Annotated in this window: 21 protein-coding genes and 4 tRNA genes; 12 read left to right on the plus strand and 13 right to left on the minus strand. The window is 62.4% G+C overall.

Annotation, left to right across the window (positions count from 1 at the left end; all coding sequences use genetic code 11):
- Nucleotides 1-89 precede the first annotated feature (89 nt).
- The 4 genes from CRD15_RS01860 to CRD15_RS01875 all read left to right on the plus strand — a co-directional run bounded on the left by CRD15_RS01860 (nucleotide 90) and on the right by CRD15_RS01875 (nucleotide 3,914).
- On the plus strand, nucleotides 90-899 hold the full coding sequence (locus CRD15_RS01860; RefSeq protein ID WP_187401770.1) for an MBL fold metallo-hydrolase: 810 nt from the start codon (nucleotides 90-92) through the stop codon (nucleotides 897-899).
- A gap of 32 nt (nucleotides 900-931) precedes the next feature.
- Nucleotides 932-1,702, plus strand: coding sequence for a ribonuclease PH (rph, locus tag CRD15_RS01865; RefSeq protein WP_187401771.1), 771 nt, complete (start codon nucleotides 932-934; stop codon nucleotides 1,700-1,702).
- 41 nt (nucleotides 1,703-1,743) lie between these two features.
- Nucleotides 1,744-2,397 carry a non-canonical purine NTP pyrophosphatase gene (locus CRD15_RS01870; RefSeq protein WP_187401772.1) on the plus strand — a complete coding sequence of 218 codons (654 nt, stop codon included), beginning with the start codon at nucleotides 1,744-1,746 and terminating at the stop codon, nucleotides 2,395-2,397.
- Nucleotides 2,398-2,519: 122 nt separating this feature from the next.
- Nucleotides 2,520-3,914 carry an amidohydrolase gene (locus CRD15_RS01875; protein ID WP_035001547.1) on the plus strand — a complete coding sequence of 465 codons (1,395 nt, stop codon included), beginning with the start codon at nucleotides 2,520-2,522 and terminating at the stop codon, nucleotides 3,912-3,914.
- Nucleotides 3,915-3,978: 64 nt separating this feature from the next.
- On the opposite strand, the gene CRD15_RS01880 is transcribed toward CRD15_RS01875, so the two are convergent.
- Both CRD15_RS01880 and CRD15_RS01885 read right to left on the minus strand, forming a co-directional pair.
- Nucleotides 3,979-4,344: a DUF3817 domain-containing protein gene (locus CRD15_RS01880; RefSeq protein ID WP_034969037.1), complete on the minus strand. Its 366-nt coding sequence runs from the start codon at nucleotides 4,342-4,344 to the stop codon at nucleotides 3,979-3,981.
- 3 nt (nucleotides 4,345-4,347) lie between these two features.
- On the minus strand, nucleotides 4,348-4,779 hold the full coding sequence (locus tag CRD15_RS01885) for a hypothetical protein (protein WP_034973368.1): 432 nt from the start codon (nucleotides 4,777-4,779) through the stop codon (nucleotides 4,348-4,350).
- A gap of 101 nt (nucleotides 4,780-4,880) precedes the next feature.
- Between CRD15_RS01885 and CRD15_RS01890 the strand changes: the two genes are divergently transcribed.
- A tRNA-Leu gene (locus CRD15_RS01890) sits at nucleotides 4,881-4,962 on the plus strand.
- 90 nt (nucleotides 4,963-5,052) lie between these two features.
- On the opposite strand, the gene bcp is transcribed toward CRD15_RS01890, so the two are convergent.
- Nucleotides 5,053-5,544: a thioredoxin-dependent thiol peroxidase gene (gene bcp / locus CRD15_RS01895; protein ID WP_034969043.1), complete on the minus strand. Its 492-nt coding sequence runs from the start codon at nucleotides 5,542-5,544 to the stop codon at nucleotides 5,053-5,055.
- 89 nt (nucleotides 5,545-5,633) lie between these two features.
- Between bcp and CRD15_RS01900 the strand changes: the two genes are divergently transcribed.
- Both CRD15_RS01900 and CRD15_RS01905 read left to right on the plus strand, forming a co-directional pair.
- Nucleotides 5,634-5,912 carry a DUF3618 domain-containing protein gene (locus CRD15_RS01900; protein WP_034969047.1) on the plus strand — a complete coding sequence of 93 codons (279 nt, stop codon included), beginning with the start codon at nucleotides 5,634-5,636 and terminating at the stop codon, nucleotides 5,910-5,912.
- A gap of 10 nt (nucleotides 5,913-5,922) precedes the next feature.
- Complete coding sequence (locus CRD15_RS01905; RefSeq protein WP_187401773.1) at nucleotides 5,923-7,080, plus strand: AbrB family transcriptional regulator; 1,158 nt, start codon at nucleotides 5,923-5,925, stop codon at nucleotides 7,078-7,080.
- Nucleotides 7,081-7,091: 11 nt separating this feature from the next.
- On the opposite strand, the gene CRD15_RS01910 is transcribed toward CRD15_RS01905, so the two are convergent.
- Together CRD15_RS01910 and CRD15_RS01915 are read right to left on the minus strand one after the other, a co-directional pair.
- Nucleotides 7,092-8,126 carry an LLM class flavin-dependent oxidoreductase gene (locus CRD15_RS01910; protein WP_187401774.1) on the minus strand — a complete coding sequence of 345 codons (1,035 nt, stop codon included), beginning with the start codon at nucleotides 8,124-8,126 and terminating at the stop codon, nucleotides 7,092-7,094.
- A gap of 436 nt (nucleotides 8,127-8,562) precedes the next feature.
- Nucleotides 8,563-8,635: transfer RNA gene (locus CRD15_RS01915), tRNA-Lys, on the minus strand.
- 406 nt (nucleotides 8,636-9,041) lie between these two features.
- Between CRD15_RS01915 and CRD15_RS01920 the strand changes: the two genes are divergently transcribed.
- Nucleotides 9,042-10,202 (plus strand): Ig-like domain-containing protein, encoded by a 1,161-nt coding sequence (locus CRD15_RS01920; protein ID WP_370546765.1) that lies wholly within the window; start codon nucleotides 9,042-9,044, stop codon nucleotides 10,200-10,202.
- Here the strand turns inward: CRD15_RS01920 and CRD15_RS01925 are convergent.
- Nucleotides 10,199-11,173: a squalene/phytoene synthase family protein gene (locus tag CRD15_RS01925; RefSeq protein WP_187401776.1), complete on the minus strand. Its 975-nt coding sequence runs from the start codon at nucleotides 11,171-11,173 to the stop codon at nucleotides 10,199-10,201. The two genes, CRD15_RS01920 and CRD15_RS01925, sit on opposite strands and share 4 nt — an antisense overlap.
- Before the next feature lie 427 nt (nucleotides 11,174-11,600).
- On the opposite strand from CRD15_RS01925, the gene CRD15_RS01930 reads away from it, so the two are divergent.
- Entirely contained in the window at nucleotides 11,601-11,822 is a 222-nt protein-coding gene (locus CRD15_RS01930) for a heavy-metal-associated domain-containing protein (RefSeq protein WP_034975739.1), read from the plus strand.
- Between the two features lie 103 nt (nucleotides 11,823-11,925).
- On the opposite strand, the gene CRD15_RS01935 is transcribed toward CRD15_RS01930, so the two are convergent.
- From CRD15_RS01935 to CRD15_RS10200, 5 genes are all read right to left on the minus strand, one after another.
- Nucleotides 11,926-12,423, minus strand: a complete 498-nt coding sequence (locus tag CRD15_RS01935) for a flavin reductase family protein (RefSeq protein ID WP_255463689.1) — start codon at nucleotides 12,421-12,423, stop codon at nucleotides 11,926-11,928.
- Nucleotides 12,424-12,450: 27 nt separating this feature from the next.
- Nucleotides 12,451-12,526 (minus strand) — tRNA-His (locus CRD15_RS01940).
- Between the two features lie 96 nt (nucleotides 12,527-12,622).
- The gene (orn, locus tag CRD15_RS01945; RefSeq protein WP_034969063.1) at nucleotides 12,623-13,255 is read right to left on the minus strand and encodes an oligoribonuclease; all 633 of its coding nucleotides are present in this window, start codon (nucleotides 13,253-13,255) and stop codon (nucleotides 12,623-12,625) included.
- Nucleotides 13,256-13,313: 58 nt separating this feature from the next.
- Nucleotides 13,314-14,117 (minus strand): mycolate reductase, encoded by an 804-nt coding sequence (gene cmrA / locus CRD15_RS01950; protein WP_035007906.1) that lies wholly within the window; start codon nucleotides 14,115-14,117, stop codon nucleotides 13,314-13,316.
- A 146-nt stretch (nucleotides 14,118-14,263) separates the two neighbouring features.
- Nucleotides 14,264-14,908, minus strand: coding sequence for a type II CAAX endopeptidase family protein (locus CRD15_RS10200; RefSeq protein WP_187401777.1), 645 nt, complete (start codon nucleotides 14,906-14,908; stop codon nucleotides 14,264-14,266).
- 132 nt (nucleotides 14,909-15,040) lie between these two features.
- On the opposite strand from CRD15_RS10200, the gene CRD15_RS01960 reads away from it, so the two are divergent.
- Nucleotides 15,041-15,904: a DUF6882 domain-containing protein gene (locus tag CRD15_RS01960; protein ID WP_349018820.1), complete on the plus strand. Its 864-nt coding sequence runs from the start codon at nucleotides 15,041-15,043 to the stop codon at nucleotides 15,902-15,904.
- 46 nt (nucleotides 15,905-15,950) lie between these two features.
- Here the strand turns inward: CRD15_RS01960 and CRD15_RS01965 are convergent, their stop codons facing one another.
- Both CRD15_RS01965 and CRD15_RS01970 read right to left on the minus strand, forming a co-directional pair.
- The gene (locus CRD15_RS01965) at nucleotides 15,951-16,280 is read right to left on the minus strand and encodes a hypothetical protein (protein WP_035007856.1); all 330 of its coding nucleotides are present in this window, start codon (nucleotides 16,278-16,280) and stop codon (nucleotides 15,951-15,953) included.
- A 194-nt stretch (nucleotides 16,281-16,474) separates the two neighbouring features.
- Nucleotides 16,475-16,551: transfer RNA gene (locus CRD15_RS01970), tRNA-Arg, on the minus strand.
- 130 nt (nucleotides 16,552-16,681) lie between these two features.
- On the opposite strand from CRD15_RS01970, the gene CRD15_RS01975 reads away from it, so the two are divergent.
- Together CRD15_RS01975 and CRD15_RS01980 are read left to right on the plus strand one after the other, a co-directional pair.
- A complete protein-coding gene (locus tag CRD15_RS01975; protein ID WP_187401779.1) occupies nucleotides 16,682-18,928 on the plus strand; it encodes a cytochrome c oxidase assembly protein in 2,247 nt (748 codons plus the stop codon).
- Nucleotides 18,929-19,111: 183 nt separating this feature from the next.
- Nucleotides 19,112-19,657 (plus strand): single-stranded DNA-binding protein, encoded by a 546-nt coding sequence (locus CRD15_RS01980; RefSeq protein WP_255463690.1) that lies wholly within the window; start codon nucleotides 19,112-19,114, stop codon nucleotides 19,655-19,657.
- Nucleotides 19,658-19,684: the final 27 nt, after the last annotated feature.

Below are 19,684 nucleotides of genomic sequence, written 5' to 3' on the forward strand. Positions count from 1 at the left end.
CAAGTCCCGCGAAAGAAAGGGCGACCACCAACACAACGGTGGTCGCCCTTTCACACATTTGCCACCGCTTCGTGGCAGAATGACAACTTATGGAACTGGTAGTGCTGGGATGCTCCGGAAGCGTCGAAGGACCCGATAGCGCAGCGTCGGGATACATCGTCCGCGACACAACCACGGCCACCACCGACCTACTCCTAGACTGCGGCCCCGGCGTGCTCAGCGCCATGCAGCGTACCGAAGGCATCGACCCCTCCGCCTGCCACGTCGCGTTCAGCCACATGCACGCCGACCACTGCCTCGACTTCCCATCCCTGCTGGTCTGGCGCCGATTCCACCCCACGGCGGCCTCCTCCCAACGCCATCAACTACTCGGCCCCACCATCGCCCGCCACCACCTCTCCGCAGCCGGCGCCGACGCGCCTGACCACCCCGACGACTTCACCGACACCTTCGACATCACCACCTACCAGGTAGGCGAGGGGCTTTTCGACGCCACCACGTACCCAGCCCACCCCATCGGCCCCTTCACCCTGTACGCCGCCACCGCCGTACATCCCACGGAGGCCTACCTACTGCGCGTGGAAGACAACGCTGGTAACTCCCTGGTCTACTCCGGGGACACTGCGTGGACCGACAACCTGGCCCACATCGCAGCGGGTGCGGACGTTTTCCTCTGCGAAGCCACCTGGGGTGAGAATGCCGAAGGCCACCCCAGCGGCATGCACATCTCCGGCGAAGACGCAGGCCGTGCAGCACAGGCAGCTGGCGTGGGCAAACTCGTGCTCACGCACATCCCGCCGTGGGGCGACGCAGAGGCAGCGGTCCGCGGCGCGGCCCGCCACTACGACGGAGAGATCCTCGTGGCCCGCCCCGGCATGCGCCTAACCGTCGGCGAGTAGTCCGTCCGGGGAGGCTAGTAAACTTAAGCCCCATGACGGAAACCAACGTAGAAAACACCTCCAACGCAGGCAGCAACTTCACCCGCGCCGACGGCCGTGCCACCAACGAGCTACGTCCGGTGCGTATCACCCGCGGTTTCACCAGCAACCCCGCAGGCAGCGTGCTGGTGGAATTCGGCAATACCCGAGTCATGTGCACCGCCAGCGTGGAAGAGGGCGTGCCGCGGTTCAAGAAGGATTCCGGCGAGGGTTGGCTGACCGCCGAGTACGCGATGCTGCCGGCCTCTACCCACGAGCGCATGCCGCGCGAATCCATGAAGGGCAAGGTGAAGGGACGCACCCAGGAGATCTCTCGCCTTGTCGGCCGCGCACTACGCGCCGCCGTCGACCTGAAGGCGCTGGGGGAGAACACCGTCAACATCGACTGCGACGTTCTGCAGGCCGATGGCGGCACCCGTACCGCAGCCATCACCGGCGCTTACGTGGCCCTGGCTGATGCGCTGGCCGTGCTGCAAGCTAGGGGCGTCGTACCAGGGCAACCGCTACGCGCACCCGTCGCTGCGGTGTCCGTCGGCATCATCGACGGAGTGCCGTGCCTTGACCTGCCATATGAGGAAGACTCGCGGGCGGACGTGGACATGAACGTGGCGATGACGGCCGAGGGGCGCTTCGTGGAAATCCAGGGCACCGGCGAGCACGCGGAGTTCACCCGCGAGGAGCTAAACGCGCTGCTGGACCTGGCCGAGGGCGGCCTGCGCGAGCTCATCGAGGCGCAGCGGGCGGCGCTGGCGCAGGAACTCTAAAACAGCAGAAGCAAACGCGACAAGAGAAGGGGAGTGGCACCGTGCGGGTACTGGTGGCCTCAAGGAATAAGAAGAAGCTGGCGGAGCTGAACCGCATGCTGGAAGCGGCGAACGTGACCGGCATTGAACTCGTCGGGTTGGGGGACGTGCCGGAATACCCGGAGACCCCGGAGACCGGCGCGACGTTCGTGGACAACGCGCGGATCAAGACCAACGATGGCGTGCGCCACACCGGCCTGCCGACGATCGCCGACGATTCCGGGCTGGCCGTCGACGCGCTGAACGGAATGCCGGGCGTGCTGAGCGCCCGCTGGTCCGGCGGCCACGGCGACGACAAAGCTAACAACGCCCTGCTGCTAGCACAGATGGGAGACGTGCCGGACGAGCGTCGCGGGGCGCACTTCGTATCCTCCTGCGTGCTGCAGCTGCCCGCCGACGTGGCGGCCGAGCGCGACATGGAGACCGAATACGCCGTGGAAGGGCGCTGGTACGGGCGAGTGCTGCACGCCGAACAGGGCGAGGGCGGCTTCGGCTACGACCCCCTATTCGCCCCCGACGAACTGCCGGAAGGCCAGCAAGAAGAACTGGCGGGTAAGTCCGCGGGCGAACTGACGGCGGAGCAGAAGGATGCCGTGTCCCACCGCGGCAAAGCCTTACGTCAGCTGGTGGAAATCCTGGCGCAGCTGGCGGATTAGAGTTCCGTAAAGATGCCGTCCAGCACGCCGCAGGCCTGGCGCCGGGCATGCACAACCCACGTATGATGGGACACGTTACAAACACCAAAACTCAAGAGATTGCAGCAGAAAGGATCCCTCGCGTGACCGCCCCCGGCACAGACAGCGACCAGGCCACTTTTAGCCCCACAAGCCCCAGCGGCATCGTGGCCGGATCGCAGGCCGACCTCAGCTGGCTGGAGGACGTGTACAAGTTCTTCCACCAACACCCCGAACTCTCGGGAGCGGAGGAAGTCACCGCGCAGCGGATCGCCAAGGAACTGGAGGGCTTCCCCGACTGGGAGGTCACCAGCAACATCGGTGGCTACGGCATCACCGCCGTGCTGGAAAACGGCGACGGCCCAACAGTGTTGATGCGCGCCGACTTCGACGGCCTGCCCGTCGCGGAGAAAACCGGCGTGGACTACGCCTCCACGTATTCGCAGCTCAACGCATCCGGCGAGCGCGTGGCCACCATGCACGCCTGTGGCCACGACCAGCACACCACCAGTCTGCTGGGAGCCATGCGCATTCTCAACGAAGAGCGTGCCCACTGGTCTGGCACGGTGGTGGCACTGTTCCAGCCGGCCGAAGAGGCGTCCATCGGCGCGCACAAGATGGTCTCCGACGGCTTGGGGCGCATCATTCCGCGACCCGACGTCTGCCTGGCGCAACACATCGTCGCCGGACCGGCAGGCCAGGTGTACTCCGCGCCGGGGCCGGTGATGACTTCCTCCACCACCATCGAAATCACCCTCTACGGTCGCGGCGCGCACGCCTCCATGCCGCACCGCTCCGTCGACCCTGTGGTGCTGGCGGCCTCGACGGTGATGAAGCTACAGACGATCGTGTCCCGCGAAGTTCCGCCGGGCAAGTTCGCGGTGATCACCGTCGCATCCGTGGAAGCAGGCAAGGCGAACAACGTGATCCCGGACTCCGCGAAGATCTCCCTATCCTGCCGCTTCTACGACGAAGAGCTGCGACAGAAGTGCGTGGATGCCATCAAGCGCGTGGTGCGCGCCGAAGCTATGGCCGCGGGCGCGGACCGTAACCCGGACTTCAAGTTCGTGGGTATGCTGGGCGCAACCGACAATGACCAGGGCGTTTACGATGTTGTCCGCCCCCACTTCGATAGTTCCTTCGGCGAGGATTCCATAGAGATGGAGCCCTGGACGGCCTCCGAGGATTTCTCCGTGATCCCGAAGTCCTTCGGCTGCCCCTACATGCTTTGGACCATCGGCATTACCCCGCGCCGCCAGTGGCAGCGCGCCGAATCCGCCGGGCGGTTGGATATCGATATCCCCACCAACCACAACCCGGGTTTCCTGCCGGACCTGTCCACCCTCCAGGTATCCACTCGCGCGGCGGCTGTTGCGATTCTGGCGTGCCTGCAGTCCACGTGGGAGCAGCCGGAAGCCGAGCCGCACGTCATGGGTGCGCCGGTGCCGACCGACGAGGAAATCGACGCAGTCGCCGTGGAGACCTCACTAGTCGAGTAGCCGCGCGGTGTGGCGCCCGCGCGACGGCACACACGCTCCAGCGCGTCGCCGCGCCCGCGCGACGCTAGTCCAGCTGGAACGCGGCCTTAACCTCGTCGCGGCGCTTCTTCTCCACGATGAAGCTCAGGAAAGGCACCACGCCCGCCAGCATCGTGGTGACCCACTTCGCCGGCTCCCAACGCGCCTTCGTTCCCAGATCCAGGCAGCAAATCACGTAGACCATAAACACCAGCCCGTGCGCCGGGCCGATGTAGCTGAACCACTCCGGGGTGTTGTCCTTGCCGAGGATCAGGTACTTAAAAATCATCTCCGCCAGCAGGATCAGCAGCCAAACACCGGTCACCACCGCCGCCACGGAGTAAAACTTCAGCGACTTCGCCACGCGCGCCTGACGCTCCGGGTGGATCGCGGTGGTCTGCTCGTTGGTCATTGCTTAGTGCCCTTTCTCGTTGTTGTTCTCGCGCTCTTTATTTTTGGACGCCCTCATCCTCGCCCGCTCGCGCCTATCATCCACCCAGATATCTTCAGCCTTGTTGGCTTGCAGGAAGTCCTGCGGTACCTCGGTGATGTCATCGGAAGGCTGGGCGGGTGCAGCCGGGGCAACGTCGCCCTGCAGCCGCTCCTTTTCGTACTGGATGTACTTGCGGTACGCCACGACGAAGAAGATGCCGAAGATTGGCCATTGGATGGCGTAGCCCAGATTCTGGAAGCTACCGCCGTTGGACTGCCAGCGGTTCCACTGCCACCACGCCAGAAGGAGGGTGGCGATCACCGCCAGCACCAGGAAGATGATCTGGATGATACGAACGCGCAGCGGAAACGGGTGGGCAGGGGCCTTGCCGTCAATCTCGGAGTGTTCGTTCACACTGGAACATTCTACCTGCCGTGCCTGTTCCGCCTAATTTCTTTTCCCGCGGGCTCGCTTGCTAGCATGAAGGGGGAGACGCGGTTGTCCGCGTTCTTTTTGCGCCTGTGGCGGAATTGGCAGACGCGCTGGATTTAGGTTCCAGTGTCTTATGACGTGGGAGTTCAAGTCTCCCCAGGCGCACAAATTTTTTCGGCCCCGCCTCTGTGGCGGGGCCGTGTGCTTGTGGCGGGGCCGCGTGCCGTGCAACGCGTGCATGGGCACGCGCAAGCGCTACAGCTCCTTGGCGATGCGCGCGACGTGGCCGGTGGCCTTCACGTTGTACTTCGCCACGGCGATCTTGCCTTCCTCGTCAATAACGAACGTGGAGCGGATCACGCCCTGGACGATCTTTCCGTAGTTCTTCTTCTCGCCATATGCGCCATAAGCCTCCATGACGGACTTGTCGGCGTCCGAAAGAAGGGGGAAGGTCAGCTCGTACTTATCGCGGAACTTCTCCAGAGCCTCTACCTTGTCGGGAGAAATGCCGACCACGTCCACACCCTGACCGTTGAGCTCGGTGAGGGAATCGCGGAAATCGCAGGCCTCTGTGGTGCAACCGGGAGTGTCGGCCTTGGGGTAGAAGTACACAATGACCTTGCGGCCCGCGTAGTCCGCCAGGCTCACGTTCTTGCCGGAATCGCTGGGCAGGGTGAACTCCGGGGCCTTGTCTCCGACCTGCAGTCGGGTGGGCTGGCTTGCGGTGGTGTTGCTGTTATCAGTCATGCACCCCACCCTAGCGAAAGCGCCAGCGGGCGGGATCATTTACAATGTTCAGGTAGCACTTAAACGTTCGAATATAGGGAGAAACTTCCGTGGCCCGTAGCATCGATGCCATCCAGCGCGACATTGAACGCACCCGCAACCAGCTGGGACGGACGCTGGAGGAGCTGTCCGTCCGTGCGGATCCGAAGAACCTTGCGGATGACGCTCGCGGCCAGGCCGTGAACACCCTCAAGGAGCCGAAGGTACAGATGATCCTCGGTGGCGTAGTCGCTGGTGTCGCGCTGCTAACCGCCCTGGCAGTCAGCTCCAAGCGCAAGGAAAAGAAGCAGATCAAGGAAATCCAGCGCCTGCTCGCAGCAACCCGCTAAGCGGTTGCCGTTGCCACAACTGGCACTACCCAACCCCGCGAAGCTGGCCACGCTGGCTCTGCTGACCGTCCTGTCGATCGCCGCAGGTTTCGCCTGCGAAGCAGCGGGAGTACCCGCTGCCTGGATCTTTTCCTTCCTGATCGTCTTCGGCCTCTACGCCATCTTCAGCGACCGGCAGGTCAGCCCGCCCAAAAAGGCGATGATCCCTTCCCAGGTGATCATCGCCCTTTTGTGTTCCTCGCCCCTGACCACCGTCGACGTCGGCACCATCGTTGCCTACGCCGGCCCGACCGCAATGTCGCTGATCGTCACGCTGGCGGTCTGCCTGCTGGCCTCTTGGCTGCTGGCGCGCATCCACCGGGTTGGCCCGGCCACGTCGGTGCTGGCCACGCTCGCTGGTGGCGCCAGCGCGATGGTGATGCTCTCCCGGGAGCTCAATGCCGACACGCGCTTCGTCACCCTCACCCAATACTTGCGGGTATCCATCATCGTCTTGACCCTCCCCGGGCTGGTCACGCTGCTCGGCCGCGTCGGGGGCGACCAGGCAGATGCGGCCGAAGGGGCGTCAATAGGGAAAGAGAGTCTCCTCGACGGCCTGCAGACGAACTGGCAGGGCATAGTAGGCGTGGCAGCCGTGGGGCTGACCGTGTGGGCGTTTACGCGCGCCACGGCGCGGTGGTTCAGTATCAGCTCGCCGTACCTGCTGCTGAGTATCGCGTTCGCAATGATCGGCGTGATGGTGTTCGGCGTGCCGCACGAGTTCATCGCTCCGAACGGGCTGCTGGAGAAACTGGCCTACGCACTGATCGGCGTGCAGGCCGGTGGCACCCTGACGAAGGGCGCGCTGCGGCAGTTCGTGCGAGCCCTGCCGGTGATCCTGGGCGTGATTGCCCTGATGATCGCAAGCTCTATCGGAACGGCCTTCGCCATCGCTGGCCTGTGGGACTTTAAGGTTCTGGACGCCTACCTCGCCACCGTGCCGGGCGGCATCTACGCCGTTCTGGCATTTGCGCACGACGCTGGCAGCCAGCCGATCGTCACGGTCATCCAAGTGATGCGTATGATCGCCATGCTGGTGGTGGGCGCTTACGCGCCGCAGATCATCCGGCTGGTGTTCGGCGCGGGCGCGGCCGACGGGCGGCCGGAGCCGCGAGAGACGCAGCGCTAGAACCCTAGTGGTTAGCGCTGGGCGGGGGAGAGTGAGGCGGCGTCCGCAAGAATCTCCATCGACCGCAGCGACTCGGCGGTCGACGGCGACTGCAGCGACACCATGAGTTCGTCGGCCTGAGCGTGCTCGCGGAATTCCTCGAGGTAACGGCGGACGACGTCGCCCGTGCCGACGGCGGAGTAGCGCAGCATATCCAGGATCTGCTGGCCGGCAGGGGAATCGATGAGCATGTCCAGCTCCTCCTCCGTCAGACTGCGGCCGCGGCCAGCCATGACGCGCACGCGAGTGCGGCAGACCTGGCGGAACTGCTCTTCGGCCTCCTCCTGCGAATCGGCGGCGGTGACGTTGACCGCGGCGATGACGTAGGGCTCCGGGTGGCGCTCCGAGGGCTGGTAATTATCGCGGTACACCTGCACCGCCTGCGTGAGGGCGGCGGGCGCGAAGTGGCTGGCGAAGCTGTACGGCAGGCCCAGGTGCGCGGCCAGCTGCGCGCCGAACAGGGAAGAACCGAGGATGTACAGAGGCACCTTCGTGCCCATACCCGGCACGGCCTCCACGCCGGGGATCTTCGACGGGCCGTTGAGGTAGCCGTAGAGCTCGGCGACGTCCTGCGGGAAGGTCTCTGCGGCGGAAGGCTCGCGGCGCAGGGCGCGCAAGGTCATCTGGTCGGTGCCAGGTGCGCGGCCGAGGCCCAAGTCGATGCGGCCTGGGTGCAGCTCCGCGAGGGTGCCGAACTGCTCGGCGATGACCAGCGGGGCGTGGTTCGGGAGCATGACGCCACCCGCGCCCAGGTTGATAGTGGAAGTCTTCGCTGCGATGTGTGCGATAAGAACCGCGGGGGAGGAGCTGGCGATGGACTTCATGTTGTGGTGCTCGGAATACCAGATGCGCTCGAATCCGAGCTTCTCGGCCTGCTGGGCCCACTGGACGGAGCGGTCGAAGGCGTCTGCGGGGCGTTCGCCCTTGAAGACGGTGGCGAAGTCGAGGAGGCTCAGCGGGGCGAGAGAGTTTGCTGGGGAGTTTCCGTTTGCCGTTGTGTCCGTCATTGTGGTGTTGATGCCTCCTGACTGTGGTGCTGATAGCTTGCAGCGCTGATAGCTTGCAGCGCCGGTCGCTTGCACTGCTCTTGCGCCTGCGTTCCTAACTAACGATAACCGCCCTGGCAGCGCGAATATTCCCGTTGGGAGGGGCGGGAGCGGGAAGGGTCAATTCCGGCGCAAGCCACCCCGCAAACTACCTCGCAGTGGACGACGATCGCCTGACGTTAGAGGGAAAACGTCCCAAATCTTCCACTCTACTTTTATAGCTATTCTGTTTCTGCTGGTCAGGAGGTTTTGACGGAACCGTCAAATCGCTGAAATTCTTAAGAATGGGAGATTTGGGACATTCGGCTCTTGAAAGCGCTATTGAGAAGCCGATGAATCGAAAGCAAAACCCCCGCTCACCGGATAAGATTCCAAGTGAACGGGGGAGTTGGCGGTGTGGGCTATCAGGGACTCGAACCCCGAACCCGCTGATTAAGAGTCAGCTGCTCTGCCAATTGAGCTAATAGCCCGCGTTATTCGAAGCGCTGTGCGCCTCGGCAACGTGGAAAACTTTATACCGCAGTGGCCTTACAACACAAATCGCCAGGTCGGAAGGGGATTCTATGTGCATGCAATTGCGCCTTAAGTGTCCAGTGCAGTACGGCTGCGCGGTACGGCTGTGGGGTCGCCAATCCGCGGCAATGCGGTACGGCTGCCCGCTTGAATTCCCAGGCCTCCCACCCTGCTTGGCTCACCCCAGCCCACCGTTTATAACGTTTAAGCCACGAACCGCTGGGACGCGCCGAATTGGCTAACGTTAAGGTGCTCTCAGGCGCTATTCTCAGCAACAGTCACTTTATTCACACACGCTTTTTCTTCTTGGAGTTAGTCTTGCGCAGCACCAAGGTTTTCGGTCAAACCTTCTCACGGATCACTGTGGCGTCGTTAAGCATTGCACTGCTTGGCTTCACCGCATCCTGCACCATCGATCGCGACAACAACGAACATCAGATCGAGTCAAGTTCCTCCACAGGCAAGCAGGGCAACGGCGACGAGAAGGCCGAGAACAAACTGACCTCCAACATCAAAGACGGCGACGACGAGGTCGACGTCACCGAGCACGTGCAGGTCAAGGCTGGCCAGAAGATCGACAAGGTCTCGCTGACCAACGATGCGGGCGAGGAAATCAAGGGCAAGTTCAACGACGACAAAACCGAATGGACCGTGCCCACGAAGCTTGGCTACTCGCGCACGTACACGCTGACCGCAAAGTCGGGCGAACAGAAGCTTAAGCAGACGTTCACTACCATGACCCCGGGTATGACGCTCGACGGCGCGCTCGCCCCACTCGACGGCTCGACCGTTGGCATTGGCCAAACCATCGCCTTGCATTTTGACGCCCCCGTGGAAGACCGCAAGGCCGTGGAAGACGCAATCACCGTGGAAACCACGCCGAAGGTGGAAGGTGCTTTCTACTGGATCACGGCACAGGACGTGCGCTGGCGCCCGGAGAAGTACTGGAAGCCCGGCACCGAGGTCAACGTTAAGGCGAACCTCTACGGCACCAAGATCGGTGAAGGCGTGTACGGCGGCGAGGACCGCAGCGCGAAGTTCACCATCGGCGACGACATGCGTGCGCTGGTGGATGACAAGACCAAGACGATGACCATCAAGAAGAACGGCAAGACTGTGCAGACCATGCCGGTCTCCCTGGGCATGGACTACCAGTACCCCACGCCGAACGGTACCTACATCATCGGTGATCAGCATGAGTCGCTGACGATGGATTCCTCGACGTTCGGACTGACCGGCTCTGGGGCGTACCGAACGGACGTACAGTATGCGACGCAGATGAGCTACTCCGGCATCTACATCCACGCCGCGCCGTGGAGCGTGTACGCGCAGGGCAACACCAACACCTCGCACGGCTGCGTGAACGTGACCGTCGACAACGCTGCCTGGGTGTTTAACAACATGAAGCGTGGCGACATTGTAGAGGTGAAGAACACGCAGGGTGAGACCCTGAACGGCTCCGACGGCCTGGGTGACTGGAATATCCCGTGGAAGACCTGGAAGGCCGGGAACGCAGACGGCTAGCGCAGGCGCGCGGCGCGGGGGACGGCGCGCGCTATGATCTTCGCCTTTTCGGCTCGCGGCACTTGCACGCGGGCCGTTTTTATTTGTTCGACGGGCGTGCGCGCCAGCCGCTCATTCAGCGCGGCGAATAGGTCGTGCGCGCCCAGCACACCCACGCGCGCGGCCAGCGGCAGCAGCGCCATGGTGGCGTGAGCCTGCGCGAGTTCCCCACGGATCTCGTCCACCAGCTCCACCTTCGACTCTTCCGTGAGTTTCGGCAGGTAGGAGCGCTGCAGCCCGACCGTGTCCTCCCTGTAGTCCCGCAGGAAGTTCACCTTTTGGAAGGCGCTGCCCAGCGCGTAGGCGCCCTCGTCGGTTCGGGCGCGCTGCTTCGGGGTCAACGGCCGCCCGGCCTGCTCGGCGTGTGCGGCGAACACCGCGTTGCACATCCACCCAATCACGCCCGCGGAACCGTGCACGTAGGCGGGGAGGGGCAAGGAGTTGGAGCTAGGGGCGTCCGAACGCATGGACGCGAAGAAATCCACCGTCCAGGAACGGTCGAACTCCGCCCAGCGCGCGGTGAAGGCGAAGGCGTGCGCGATGGGGTCGGTGCTGAAGCCGGTGTCTAGCGCCGCGAGGGCGGTGCGTTCGTAGTCGTCGAGTGTTTTGGTGACGCCGCAGGCCGGCAAGCCCAGCGCCTCAGCCGTACCGTCGACGATTTCATCCGCGATGCGGGCGAGAGCGTAGATATTGCGGATGTGCAGTTTCACCGTGGGCGCGAGGAGTTCGCTGGCCAGGTAGAAGCTGGTGGAATAGCGACGGATGATGCGGGAGGCCACGGCGGTGGAGGCCTGCGTGTACAGCGCGCCGGGGTCGTCGTGGATGCTGGCGGCGGCGCTGGGGTGTGCGGTGGTGTTGAGGTGTGCACTGGGGTGTGCGGTGGCGCTGGCGCTGAAGCGTGCGCGGAGGGGGAGTTTGGGCAGGCGGGCCATGGAGATTAATGCTAGTCCACGGGGGTCAGAGGCTGGCTGGGAGGTGAGGCAGGGATCCCTGGACAGCAGCCGTGAATCCGGGGATTTTTCTGGGGGCGCGGGGCACTCGGGGATGCCCTGGGGAGTCCAAATGTCCCAAATTCCACGTCTTAGAACATAACTATTCTGTTTGTGCAGGTCAGAGGGGGTCGGATTTTGGCGGAGATTCTGGTTTTCGCAATAACTCGAAGATTTGGGACATTTGCCCCTGAAAGGGAGGGAGAAGTCCGCGCGTGTCCGCGCGCACATATCTTCGAGGTGCAGGCACTGCGAGCCCATGCAGTGCAGTATGGCGTACCCGCTGTGGCATACCGTGGAATAAAGCGTGTTTTCGAAGCGCTGAAAACTAAGAAGGCTACGAAAGCAACGGCAAAGAAAGGCAAGCATCATGAGCACATACACCTACAACGTCACTGGAATGAGCTGCGGACACTGCGAAAACGCCGTCAAGGAAGAAGTTTCTAACCTTCCGGGTGTCACGAACATTGAGGTCAGCGCCGACAAGGGATTGCTGACGTTCGAACACGACGGCGCAGCAGGGGAGCTCACGGATCAGCAGGTCGTCGACGCGGTCGATGAGGCCGGCTACGAGGCCACCCGCCGCGCGTAGCGCCGCGGGGCGGAAACGACAAGTCGCGGAGTCCAGCGTCGCGGGGCGGAAGCGACAAGCCGCGCGTAGCGCCGCGGGCGCGTGGCGCCCAGCTGCGCCACCGCTAGAAGGGCTGCAGGCCGTCGATGCTGTAGAACTCGTGGCCCAGGAAGAGCAGCGCGGAATCGGTGGAAGTCTCCGACACATCCAGCACCTCCGCGGCCACCAGCGTGGCCTCCCCGGCCTGCGCCGTATCGGAAATGCGCGCGCGGATCACTGCCCGGGAATTCGGCAGCAGCGGCTCGCCAGTCTCTGCGGTTACCCACCCTTGAGATTCCGCGAAGCGGTCCGTGCCCGAGGTGGCGAAGGAGTGTGCGATGGGGGACTGGGCGTCATTAAGAAAGTGCACCAACATGCTGCTACAACGCAGCAACTTGCCTGCCGAACCCGTGCGCTTCATCAGCGAGAAACTGATCGACAGTGGGTCTAGCGATAGGGAAGAAACAGACGATGCGGTCAGGCCGACGGGCTCGCCGTCGACGGTCGCGGTGATCAGCGTTACCCCCGCCGGGTGTCCGCGGAAGACGTCCCGAAACGCTGCTTGAAGATCGGTGTTACTCATTAGCATCACTAGACCTTGGGAAAGATTTGGGGTGACTGACGGGACTCGAACCCGCGACACCTAGGATCACAACCTAGTGCTCTACCAGCTGAACTACAGTCACCATTGCTGTTGAAAACAGCGGATTTCATGTTAGCCGACACCCCGCGACTTAACCAAAATGCCAGGTCAGGCGGTCTGAACGTGGGCTAAAACGGTGCTAGATCGGGAAGCGTTCCGTCGCTGCCTTCGCAGCGGCGTTCACGTCTGCATTGGCCGGGTCGGCCTCCACCAACATCGCGCGGCGGTAGTAATCCAGTTCGCGGATGGATTCCTTGATGTCTGCCAGCGCGCGGTGTGTCATGCCCTTGGCGGGCTGGCCGTTGTACACGTGCGGGTACCAGCGGCGGGCGAGCTCCTTCAGGCTGGAGACGTCGATCATGCGGTAGTGCAGGTACTGGTCCAGGTGCGGCATGTAGCGGGTGATGAACTTCCGGTCGACGCTGATGCTGTTGCCTGCCAGCGGTGCGACACCTGCGGTGGGGACGTGCTTCTTCACGTACTCCAGGACTTGCTCTTCGGCTTCTTCCAGCGTGAAGTCGGAGGCGCGGATCTGTTCCGTCAGTCCGGATTCGCCGTGCATCTTCGTCACGACGGCATCCATGCGGTCAAGGTCGCGCTCGGTCGCGTGGATCACCACGTCCAGTCCCTCGTCGAGCGGGGTCAGGTCCGCATCCGTCACGATCACTGCGATCTCTACCAGCACGTGTTGGTCCGGGTCGAGGCCCGTCATTTCGCAGTCGACCCACACGAGTCGATCGTTCTTGGCAACTTGGTTCGGGGTGGTGTTCACGGAGGTTCCTTTCTGTTGTTGATAATTCTATGTCGTTTTTGGTGACGCCCCCTCGGAATCAGTCGCTTTCGGTTGCCATTTGGGCGTAGAACTTGCCGACGATGGGGGCGGTGACCTTCCGTGGCAGGTAGGTGGAGACGAAATTCATGGCCTTGGACAGCGGGCCGGGGACTACGCGGAGTTTGTTCTTGGACAGGGCGACCAGGGTGTCGATAGCGCAGTCTTCGTAGGTGGTCCAGAGGAAGTCCGGGACGGCATCGTCGACTTCGGTGAGCTGCTCGTCTTCCTTGCGGGCCTCGCGCACCGGCCCGGGTGCCAGCAGAGTGCACTTAATACCGTGATCTTTGAGCTCGTAGTGCAGGGACTCGGTGAAGGTGTTGACCATCGCCTTGGTGCCGACGTAGGTGGCGTTGCCGGGGATGGCCATGTTGCCGGCGGCGGAGCCGACGTTGACGATGCCGCCCTCGCCGCGTTCCAGCATGCCGGGCAGCACGGCCTGGGTGAGTTCGTAGAGCGCGGTGGCGTTGAGCTCGAACTGCAGGCGCTCGTAGTCCCAGTCGAGGTCCTTGAACTGGCCGAAGGTAGCAATGCCCGCGGAGTTGATGATGATGCTGACCGGGGTGGTGCGCAGCTCTTCCAGCAGTTCCGCGCGGGCGGGCGCATCGGCGAGGTCGACGGAACGGATCTGCACGTCGCGGTCCGGGAAAGCGTCCGCGATTTCCTGCATGGGGGCTACGGTGCGGGCGACCAGGAGCAGGTCGTAGCCGCGCCGGGCGAGCTCCTCAGCGATGGCCTTGCCGATGCCAGAGGAAGCGCCGGTGATCACAGCGAAGGAGCCCGGAGTGGGGGCAGGGAGGTCCAGCTCCACGGACTTCTGGGACTTGCCCAGGCCGAACGGCAGCGGGACGGGGAGCTGCTCCAGGGGGAGGGAGCGGAGGGCGTCAATAGGGTTAAAGCGGCTATTCGCAGTCATGGCTACAACCATAGCGGGCGGTGCGGACAAGAGGTCTAGCCAGCGATTCCGAAGACGAGTAGCCCGACGACCAGGTTGTTCAGCATATGAACGATGAATCCCGCCCATAGTGTGCCGTGCCACCTGGTCATCAGTGCGCAAGAGATGCCGAGGAAGGCCGTAAAGAGGATAGCCGGCGGGGAGACGTGAGCCAGACCGAAAAGCAGTGAGCTGAACAGGACACTCAGGGCAGCTGGCATTAGCGTGTCGAAGTAGCCCATGAGAACCCGACGGAAAACCAACTCCTCGAGGAACGGACCAAGCAGCAGATACGCCAGGAGGACGAGAAGGATGGGGAGGGTCTGCCCGGATTCGCCTGCGCTAGTCAAGGTCGAGGAACGCTCGCCATTTTCCATTCCCAAGATTGAGGCGACAAATGCAGTGGCAGCACCGGCTGCGATGATTGTCACTGGAGTCTGCCAGAGCAGATGCCAACCTCTTTTAGAGAGTGAAGTGAAGCCAGTTTCGATGTTCTGTTTCCGCAGGTAGCGAACCAAAAGCCAGGTGGGCAGGCCGAGGGCGATGATGAGCATGAATGGCAGAGCGCCGAGGACTACTCTTTTGTCCAGGGAGAGCTTTGCCAAGACCAACGCCTGGACTGCGAGGAGCCCGTAAGCGGAGAGGAGAGCTGCGACGGACACTAATGCGTCCTTAGTGCGAGGAGGGGTTAGTTGTCGGTAGGTCATGGATCCTTTCGCAGGTGAGGCTGCGTGAAGCATAGGCTGCATGAAACGGGCTCAGCGAGCTGAACTGGGCAGTGTTATTTTAATCGCATGATCCCCGATATTCGCAGAGTCGGACAGCACGCCGCGTTGTATGCCCATGCGCGCTGTGAGCACATCATGGAACAGATCGAAGAGCGCGTTGGCGATGACTGGGGAATTGCCGTAGGCGAAATTGAAGGCGAGCAGTACTACCAGTTTCAGGGGCGGGTTAAGCTCGCCAATGTTCGAGTGGAGCTAGTCGCTACCGTTGACGTGGAGTCTGCGACTCTTAAGTGGGAATGGGCGGATGAAGCGGCTGTTTCTGGAGCTGCAGAACTTGGTCGGCGCCTTGCCGCGGAGGCGATGTGCGAGTGGGGTGAGGAACAAGGCCTGCCCGGGTTTACGACCCCAGTTGTGCCTTACGAGGTTCCCGAGTGGGACGGCGATGAAGCTGAATCGGGTAGCGGGGAAGACACGGAAGATGAGGAAGGCGAGGAAGGCGAAGAAGACGACGAGCTGTATGCGCCGTCAATTGCAGCGGCAGCCGTTTCGGAGGATGTAGGGGATAGCGCGTTCGAAATCTTTGGTTCGCATGCTTGTTACGCAAGCATTCCGAACGAAGACGAATCCGAGATCCGGATTTACTTGATGGATTCGTTCAACCCACCGATGCGGGAGACGGATCTGTCGGTGATGTTCGTCAAGTTCGACGCCATATTGTTGGAATGCGACGACCCGGTGTGGAGCATCGAAGGGATTGCACATCAGCGCGAGGACTGGACGGTCGAGGAAATCGAGCCGGAGAACAAGCAACGCGCGTGGAAGATCGCGGACAGCGAAGGACGTTACTTCGTGGTGGAGCTGAGCTTCAACGAAGACGGCATGATCGCAGAGCTTGGCAAGAAGGGGCTGTTTACAGAAGAAGGCGCCTGACGGAATCCGTCAGACACCTTCTTGCGTGGAAATACGATGAAGCGTTTTAACGCAGGAGTCCAGCCTGCTTTGCAGCGGCGCCGATCAGGCCGATGCCTGCTGCAGCCACGGCGATCCAGGTGAGAGTCCAACCGAACTGTGTTGCGCCGTAGGCGGTTTCGGCGGACGAACCCGACATTATGGATCCAGCAGCCATCTCTCCGGTCGTCTTGGTGTTCGGTGCAGCACCGGTTCCACGGAGGGCGAACATTCCAACTAGTTTCGCGGCTTCAATCTTCTGAGCGTCAGTCGGTGTACTCGGAGCAGCCTGAGCTGGGGCAGCAGCGAGGCTTAGGGCTGTCGCAGTAGCAACGGCAGCAGTAGCAAAACGCTTCATGGGGTCTCCTTTTTGAGGTTTCAGAAACATGCAATTTCTATTGCAGTCGCTCTTAGACTAGACCCCCGACAACCTTCATTGCTCAGGAAATGTTAAATATATTCTTAATTGAGACTTATGTCACATGCACCAAATGTTGGGTGCCCTCGCGAGAGGAATGGGAACATGGTTATTGGCATTGATGTCCAATTAGATGGCGCCCCCGGCAGGACTCGAACCCGCGACACATGGGGTAGAAACCCACTGCTCTAATCCACTGAGCTACGGAGGCATACGAGTAGATAATAATGCACGCGAATGCGCTCAGAAATTGAGGGGCAACCAAGCCGCCGCTGTGGCGCAAGCGACATCACAAAACCGGGAAGTTCACCCTGTCCGGAGCGGAGGGTAAGGTTCCAAACATGTCCTCCCAGGCAGATCAGGAAGCTAAGCAAACAGCGGAAGCCAAGGCCGCGCAGGCGGAAACCAAAGCGAAGCCCACGCAGACGAAGCAGGCGGAAGCGCAAGCCACGGCCCAGCCCGCGAAGCTGGGTAACCCCGGCCTCGTGTACCTCATCGGCGCACTCGTCGCCGGGTGTTTCGGCGCGGCCATCGGCTACTCCTTCCTCGGCGAATCGCTCGCCCTTCTGGGCATTCCGGATCCCGGCCCGCTGACCACCATCGGCCTGCCCTTCGTCCGCGGCGCGGCGATCTTCATCGGCTGTCTCGGCCTCGGCGGGTTCCTCATGTCCGCCTTCGGCACGCCCGCGGATAAGCAGGGCTACCTCACCCTCGACGGTTTTCGGGCCGCCCGCACCGGCACCTGGGGAATGATCGGCTTCGCACTCCTGTCGATCCTGCTGATCCCCATGTACATGTCGGACATCTCCGGCAGCCCCCTCCAAGAGGCGCTAAAGCCCAAGTACTGGGGGATTGCGCTGGATCAGGTGTCGGCGTCCAAATCCTGGCTCTGGGTCGCCATCTTCGCGGGCGTGGCCGGTGTGCTGTCGCTGCTTACACGCAAGTGGATCTGGCAGCCGATCTTCCTGGCGCTGTCGATCCTTTCGCTGATTCCGCTAGCGCTGGAGGGGCATTCCGCGGCGGGCGGTAACCACGACTACGGCGTGAACTCGCTGCTCTGGCACATCATCTGCGTATCGCTGTGGGTGGGTGGCCTGCTGGCCTTGCTGGCGCACGCGAAACGCCGCGGCCCGCACCTGGCCCTCATCGTGCAGCGCTACAGCTTCCTGGCTCTGTTCTGCATCATCGCCGTCGCGCTGTCCGGCTTCATCAACGCCCTACTGCGCGTACACCTGGACGAGCTATTTACCACCCAATACGGTCTGGTCATCGTATCGAAGATGGTGATGACCGTGATCCTCGGCTGGTTCGGCTGGGTGCAGCGCTCCCACATCATCCCCAAACTCCAAGACGGCGAAGGCGAAGGCGGCAAGACCACCAGCGCCCAACGCGCACCCTTCATCCGCTTCGCCACCCTGGAAATCTTCATCATGGCCGCCACCATCGGCATCGCCGTATCGCTGGGGCGCATTCCGCCGCCCATCGAGCAGGTCGTGAACCTCACCCAGCAGGACGTCCTGCTGGGCTACACCCTCACCGAACCGCCGACGATCTGGCGCTACTTCACCATGTTCCGCCTGGACTTGGTCTTCGGCGTGGGCGCGATCCTCCTGCAGGCCGGCTACATGTGGGCTTGGCTGAGCATCAAGAAGCGCGGCATCGAATGGCCCATCCAGCGCCTCATCTGGTGGAGCGTCGGCAACCTCACCCTCCTGTTCGCCACCAGCTCCGGCCTGGGCATGTACTCCATGGCGATGTTCGGTCCGCACATGCTGCAGCATGTGATCCTCTCCATGGCCGTGCCCGTGTTCTGGGTCCTTGGCGGTCCCATGACTCTGCTACTGCGCGCCCTGCCCGCCGCCGGCCGCAATGGCGTTGCCGGCCCGCGCGAATGGTTGGTCGTCTTCATCAACAACCCCGTCTCGCGCTTCCTGACGAACCCTATCGTCGCTGGTACGCAGTTCGTTGTCGGTTTCTATTACCTTTATCTGTCGCCGCTTTTTGACGCCATCGCGCCCGAGCACGCCGGGCACCTGTTTATGATGCTGCACTTCATCATCTCGGGATACATCTTCTATTGGGTGATTATCGGCGTGGATGCCGCACCGCGGAACCTCTCGCCGTTCATCAAGATGCTGACGCTGTTTGCGATGGTGACTTTCCACGCATGGTTCGGTATCGCGATGATGCAGATCTCCGAGCCGCTGAACGCGGAATTCTACAGCCAGCTGGACTTCCCCTTCCCAGTGGATCTGGACCACCAACAATTCCTGGGCGGCGGCATCACGTGGGGCCTGGGCGAGATCCCGCTTCTGATTGTCTCCATCGCCCACGGCTTCCAATGGCTGCGCTCAGACCGGCGCGAGGCCAAGCGCTTCGACCGCAAGGAAGAGCGCACTGGCGACGAAGAGCTGGCTGCCTACAACGCCATGCTGGCTGGACTTTCCAGCGGGCAGATCGATACTGGCAACCGTGCCTACTACGGCGATGACTACCACGACCAGGACGTTCAGAGCACGCTGCACTCTGCAAAGCACAAGGCTCAGCAAAAGGCCAAATACAGGCAAGAGCACAAAAAGCCGGACTAACGCACACCCAGCCGCGAGCTGTCAACCCCCTTCTTCGCAGCCTGTGGATAAGTGCCTTTGATGGGCGGAGTTGTCCACAGGGTGGCGTCCCGAAGAAAAAGAAAAACCCCGAAACGCGCTAACAATAAAGCCACGCGCCGGGGAACAAGCTTCGGTGCGACAACTAGGAAGGGGACAAGTCGGATGAGCAACAATCTGGCGCAGGCATATCTGGTGGGGAACGCGGTTGATCACCCGCAGATTCGGATTAAGGGGCTAGACGGTGGGCCGACTCTCACCACGTTCCGCGTGGCGATGAACCACCGCTACCAAGGGGCGGACGGGCAGTGGCAAGACGGCGACCCCTGCTACATGGAAGTGCAGTGCTGGGGCGCGCTGGGGGATAACGTCTGCGCGACGGTATGCAAAGGGATGTCCGTGATCGTCGTCGGGCGCATCGTGCAGAGCACCTGGGAGGCCAACGGGGAAGACGGCAAGTCCGTGACCCGCAGTGTGCTGCGCGTGCGGGCAACCCACGTGGGGCCGGACCTGGGAGCCAGGAATGTGCTGGTAAACGTGCGCAAGGCCGTCGAACAGAACGCGGCGCAGAACGCAGCAAGCCGGGAGGCGGAGCTGGCGGCAGTGCAGAACCTTAAGAACGCGCAGAACTCCGGTAGCAAGCCGGAGCTTGTGGGGGGTTGGCGCGGGTGGCCAGGAAGAAGAAGTGGAACCTGCGTTCTAAGCGCATAATGGGCGCTAAATGGTGAGGCCGACCTG

Origin of the sequence: Corynebacterium sp. LK28 (genome assembly GCF_014335105.1) — a bacterium.
Classification (GTDB): Bacteria; Actinomycetota; Actinomycetes; order Mycobacteriales; family Mycobacteriaceae; genus Corynebacterium; species Corynebacterium macclintockiae.

What these genes read in the sequence shown, in the direction of transcription:
- CRD15_RS01935 (WP_255463689.1), bottom strand. Translation starts at nt 12,423, where the DNA reads ATGAGTAACACCGATCTTCAAGCAGCGTTTCGGGACGTCTTCCGCGGA.
- CRD15_RS01980 (WP_255463690.1), top strand. Translation starts at nt 19,112, where the DNA reads ATGAGCAACAATCTGGCGCAGGCATATCTGGTGGGGAACGCGGTTGAT.
- CRD15_RS01880 (WP_034969037.1), bottom strand. Translation starts at nt 4,344, where the DNA reads ATGACCAACGAGCAGACCACCGCGATCCACCCGGAGCGTCAGGCGCGC.
- bcp (WP_034969043.1), bottom strand. Translation starts at nt 5,544, where the DNA reads ATGACTGATAACAGCAACACCACCGCAAGCCAGCCCACCCGACTGCAG.
- CRD15_RS01910 (WP_187401774.1), bottom strand. Translation starts at nt 8,126, where the DNA reads ATGACGGACACAACGGCAAACGGAAACTCCCCAGCAAACTCTCTCGCC.
- CRD15_RS01925 (WP_187401776.1), bottom strand. Translation starts at nt 11,173, where the DNA reads ATGGCCCGCCTGCCCAAACTCCCCCTCCGCGCACGCTTCAGCGCCAGC.
- CRD15_RS01960 (WP_349018820.1), top strand. Translation starts at nt 15,041, where the DNA reads ATGATCCCCGATATTCGCAGAGTCGGACAGCACGCCGCGTTGTATGCC.
- CRD15_RS01860 (WP_187401770.1), top strand. Translation starts at nt 90, where the DNA reads ATGGAACTGGTAGTGCTGGGATGCTCCGGAAGCGTCGAAGGACCCGAT.
- CRD15_RS01930 (WP_034975739.1), top strand. Translation starts at nt 11,601, where the DNA reads ATGAGCACATACACCTACAACGTCACTGGAATGAGCTGCGGACACTGC.
- CRD15_RS01975 (WP_187401779.1), top strand. Translation starts at nt 16,682, where the DNA reads ATGTCCTCCCAGGCAGATCAGGAAGCTAAGCAAACAGCGGAAGCCAAG.
- rph (WP_187401771.1), top strand. Translation starts at nt 932, where the DNA reads ATGACGGAAACCAACGTAGAAAACACCTCCAACGCAGGCAGCAACTTC.
- CRD15_RS01965 (WP_035007856.1), bottom strand. Translation starts at nt 16,280, where the DNA reads ATGAAGCGTTTTGCTACTGCTGCCGTTGCTACTGCGACAGCCCTAAGC.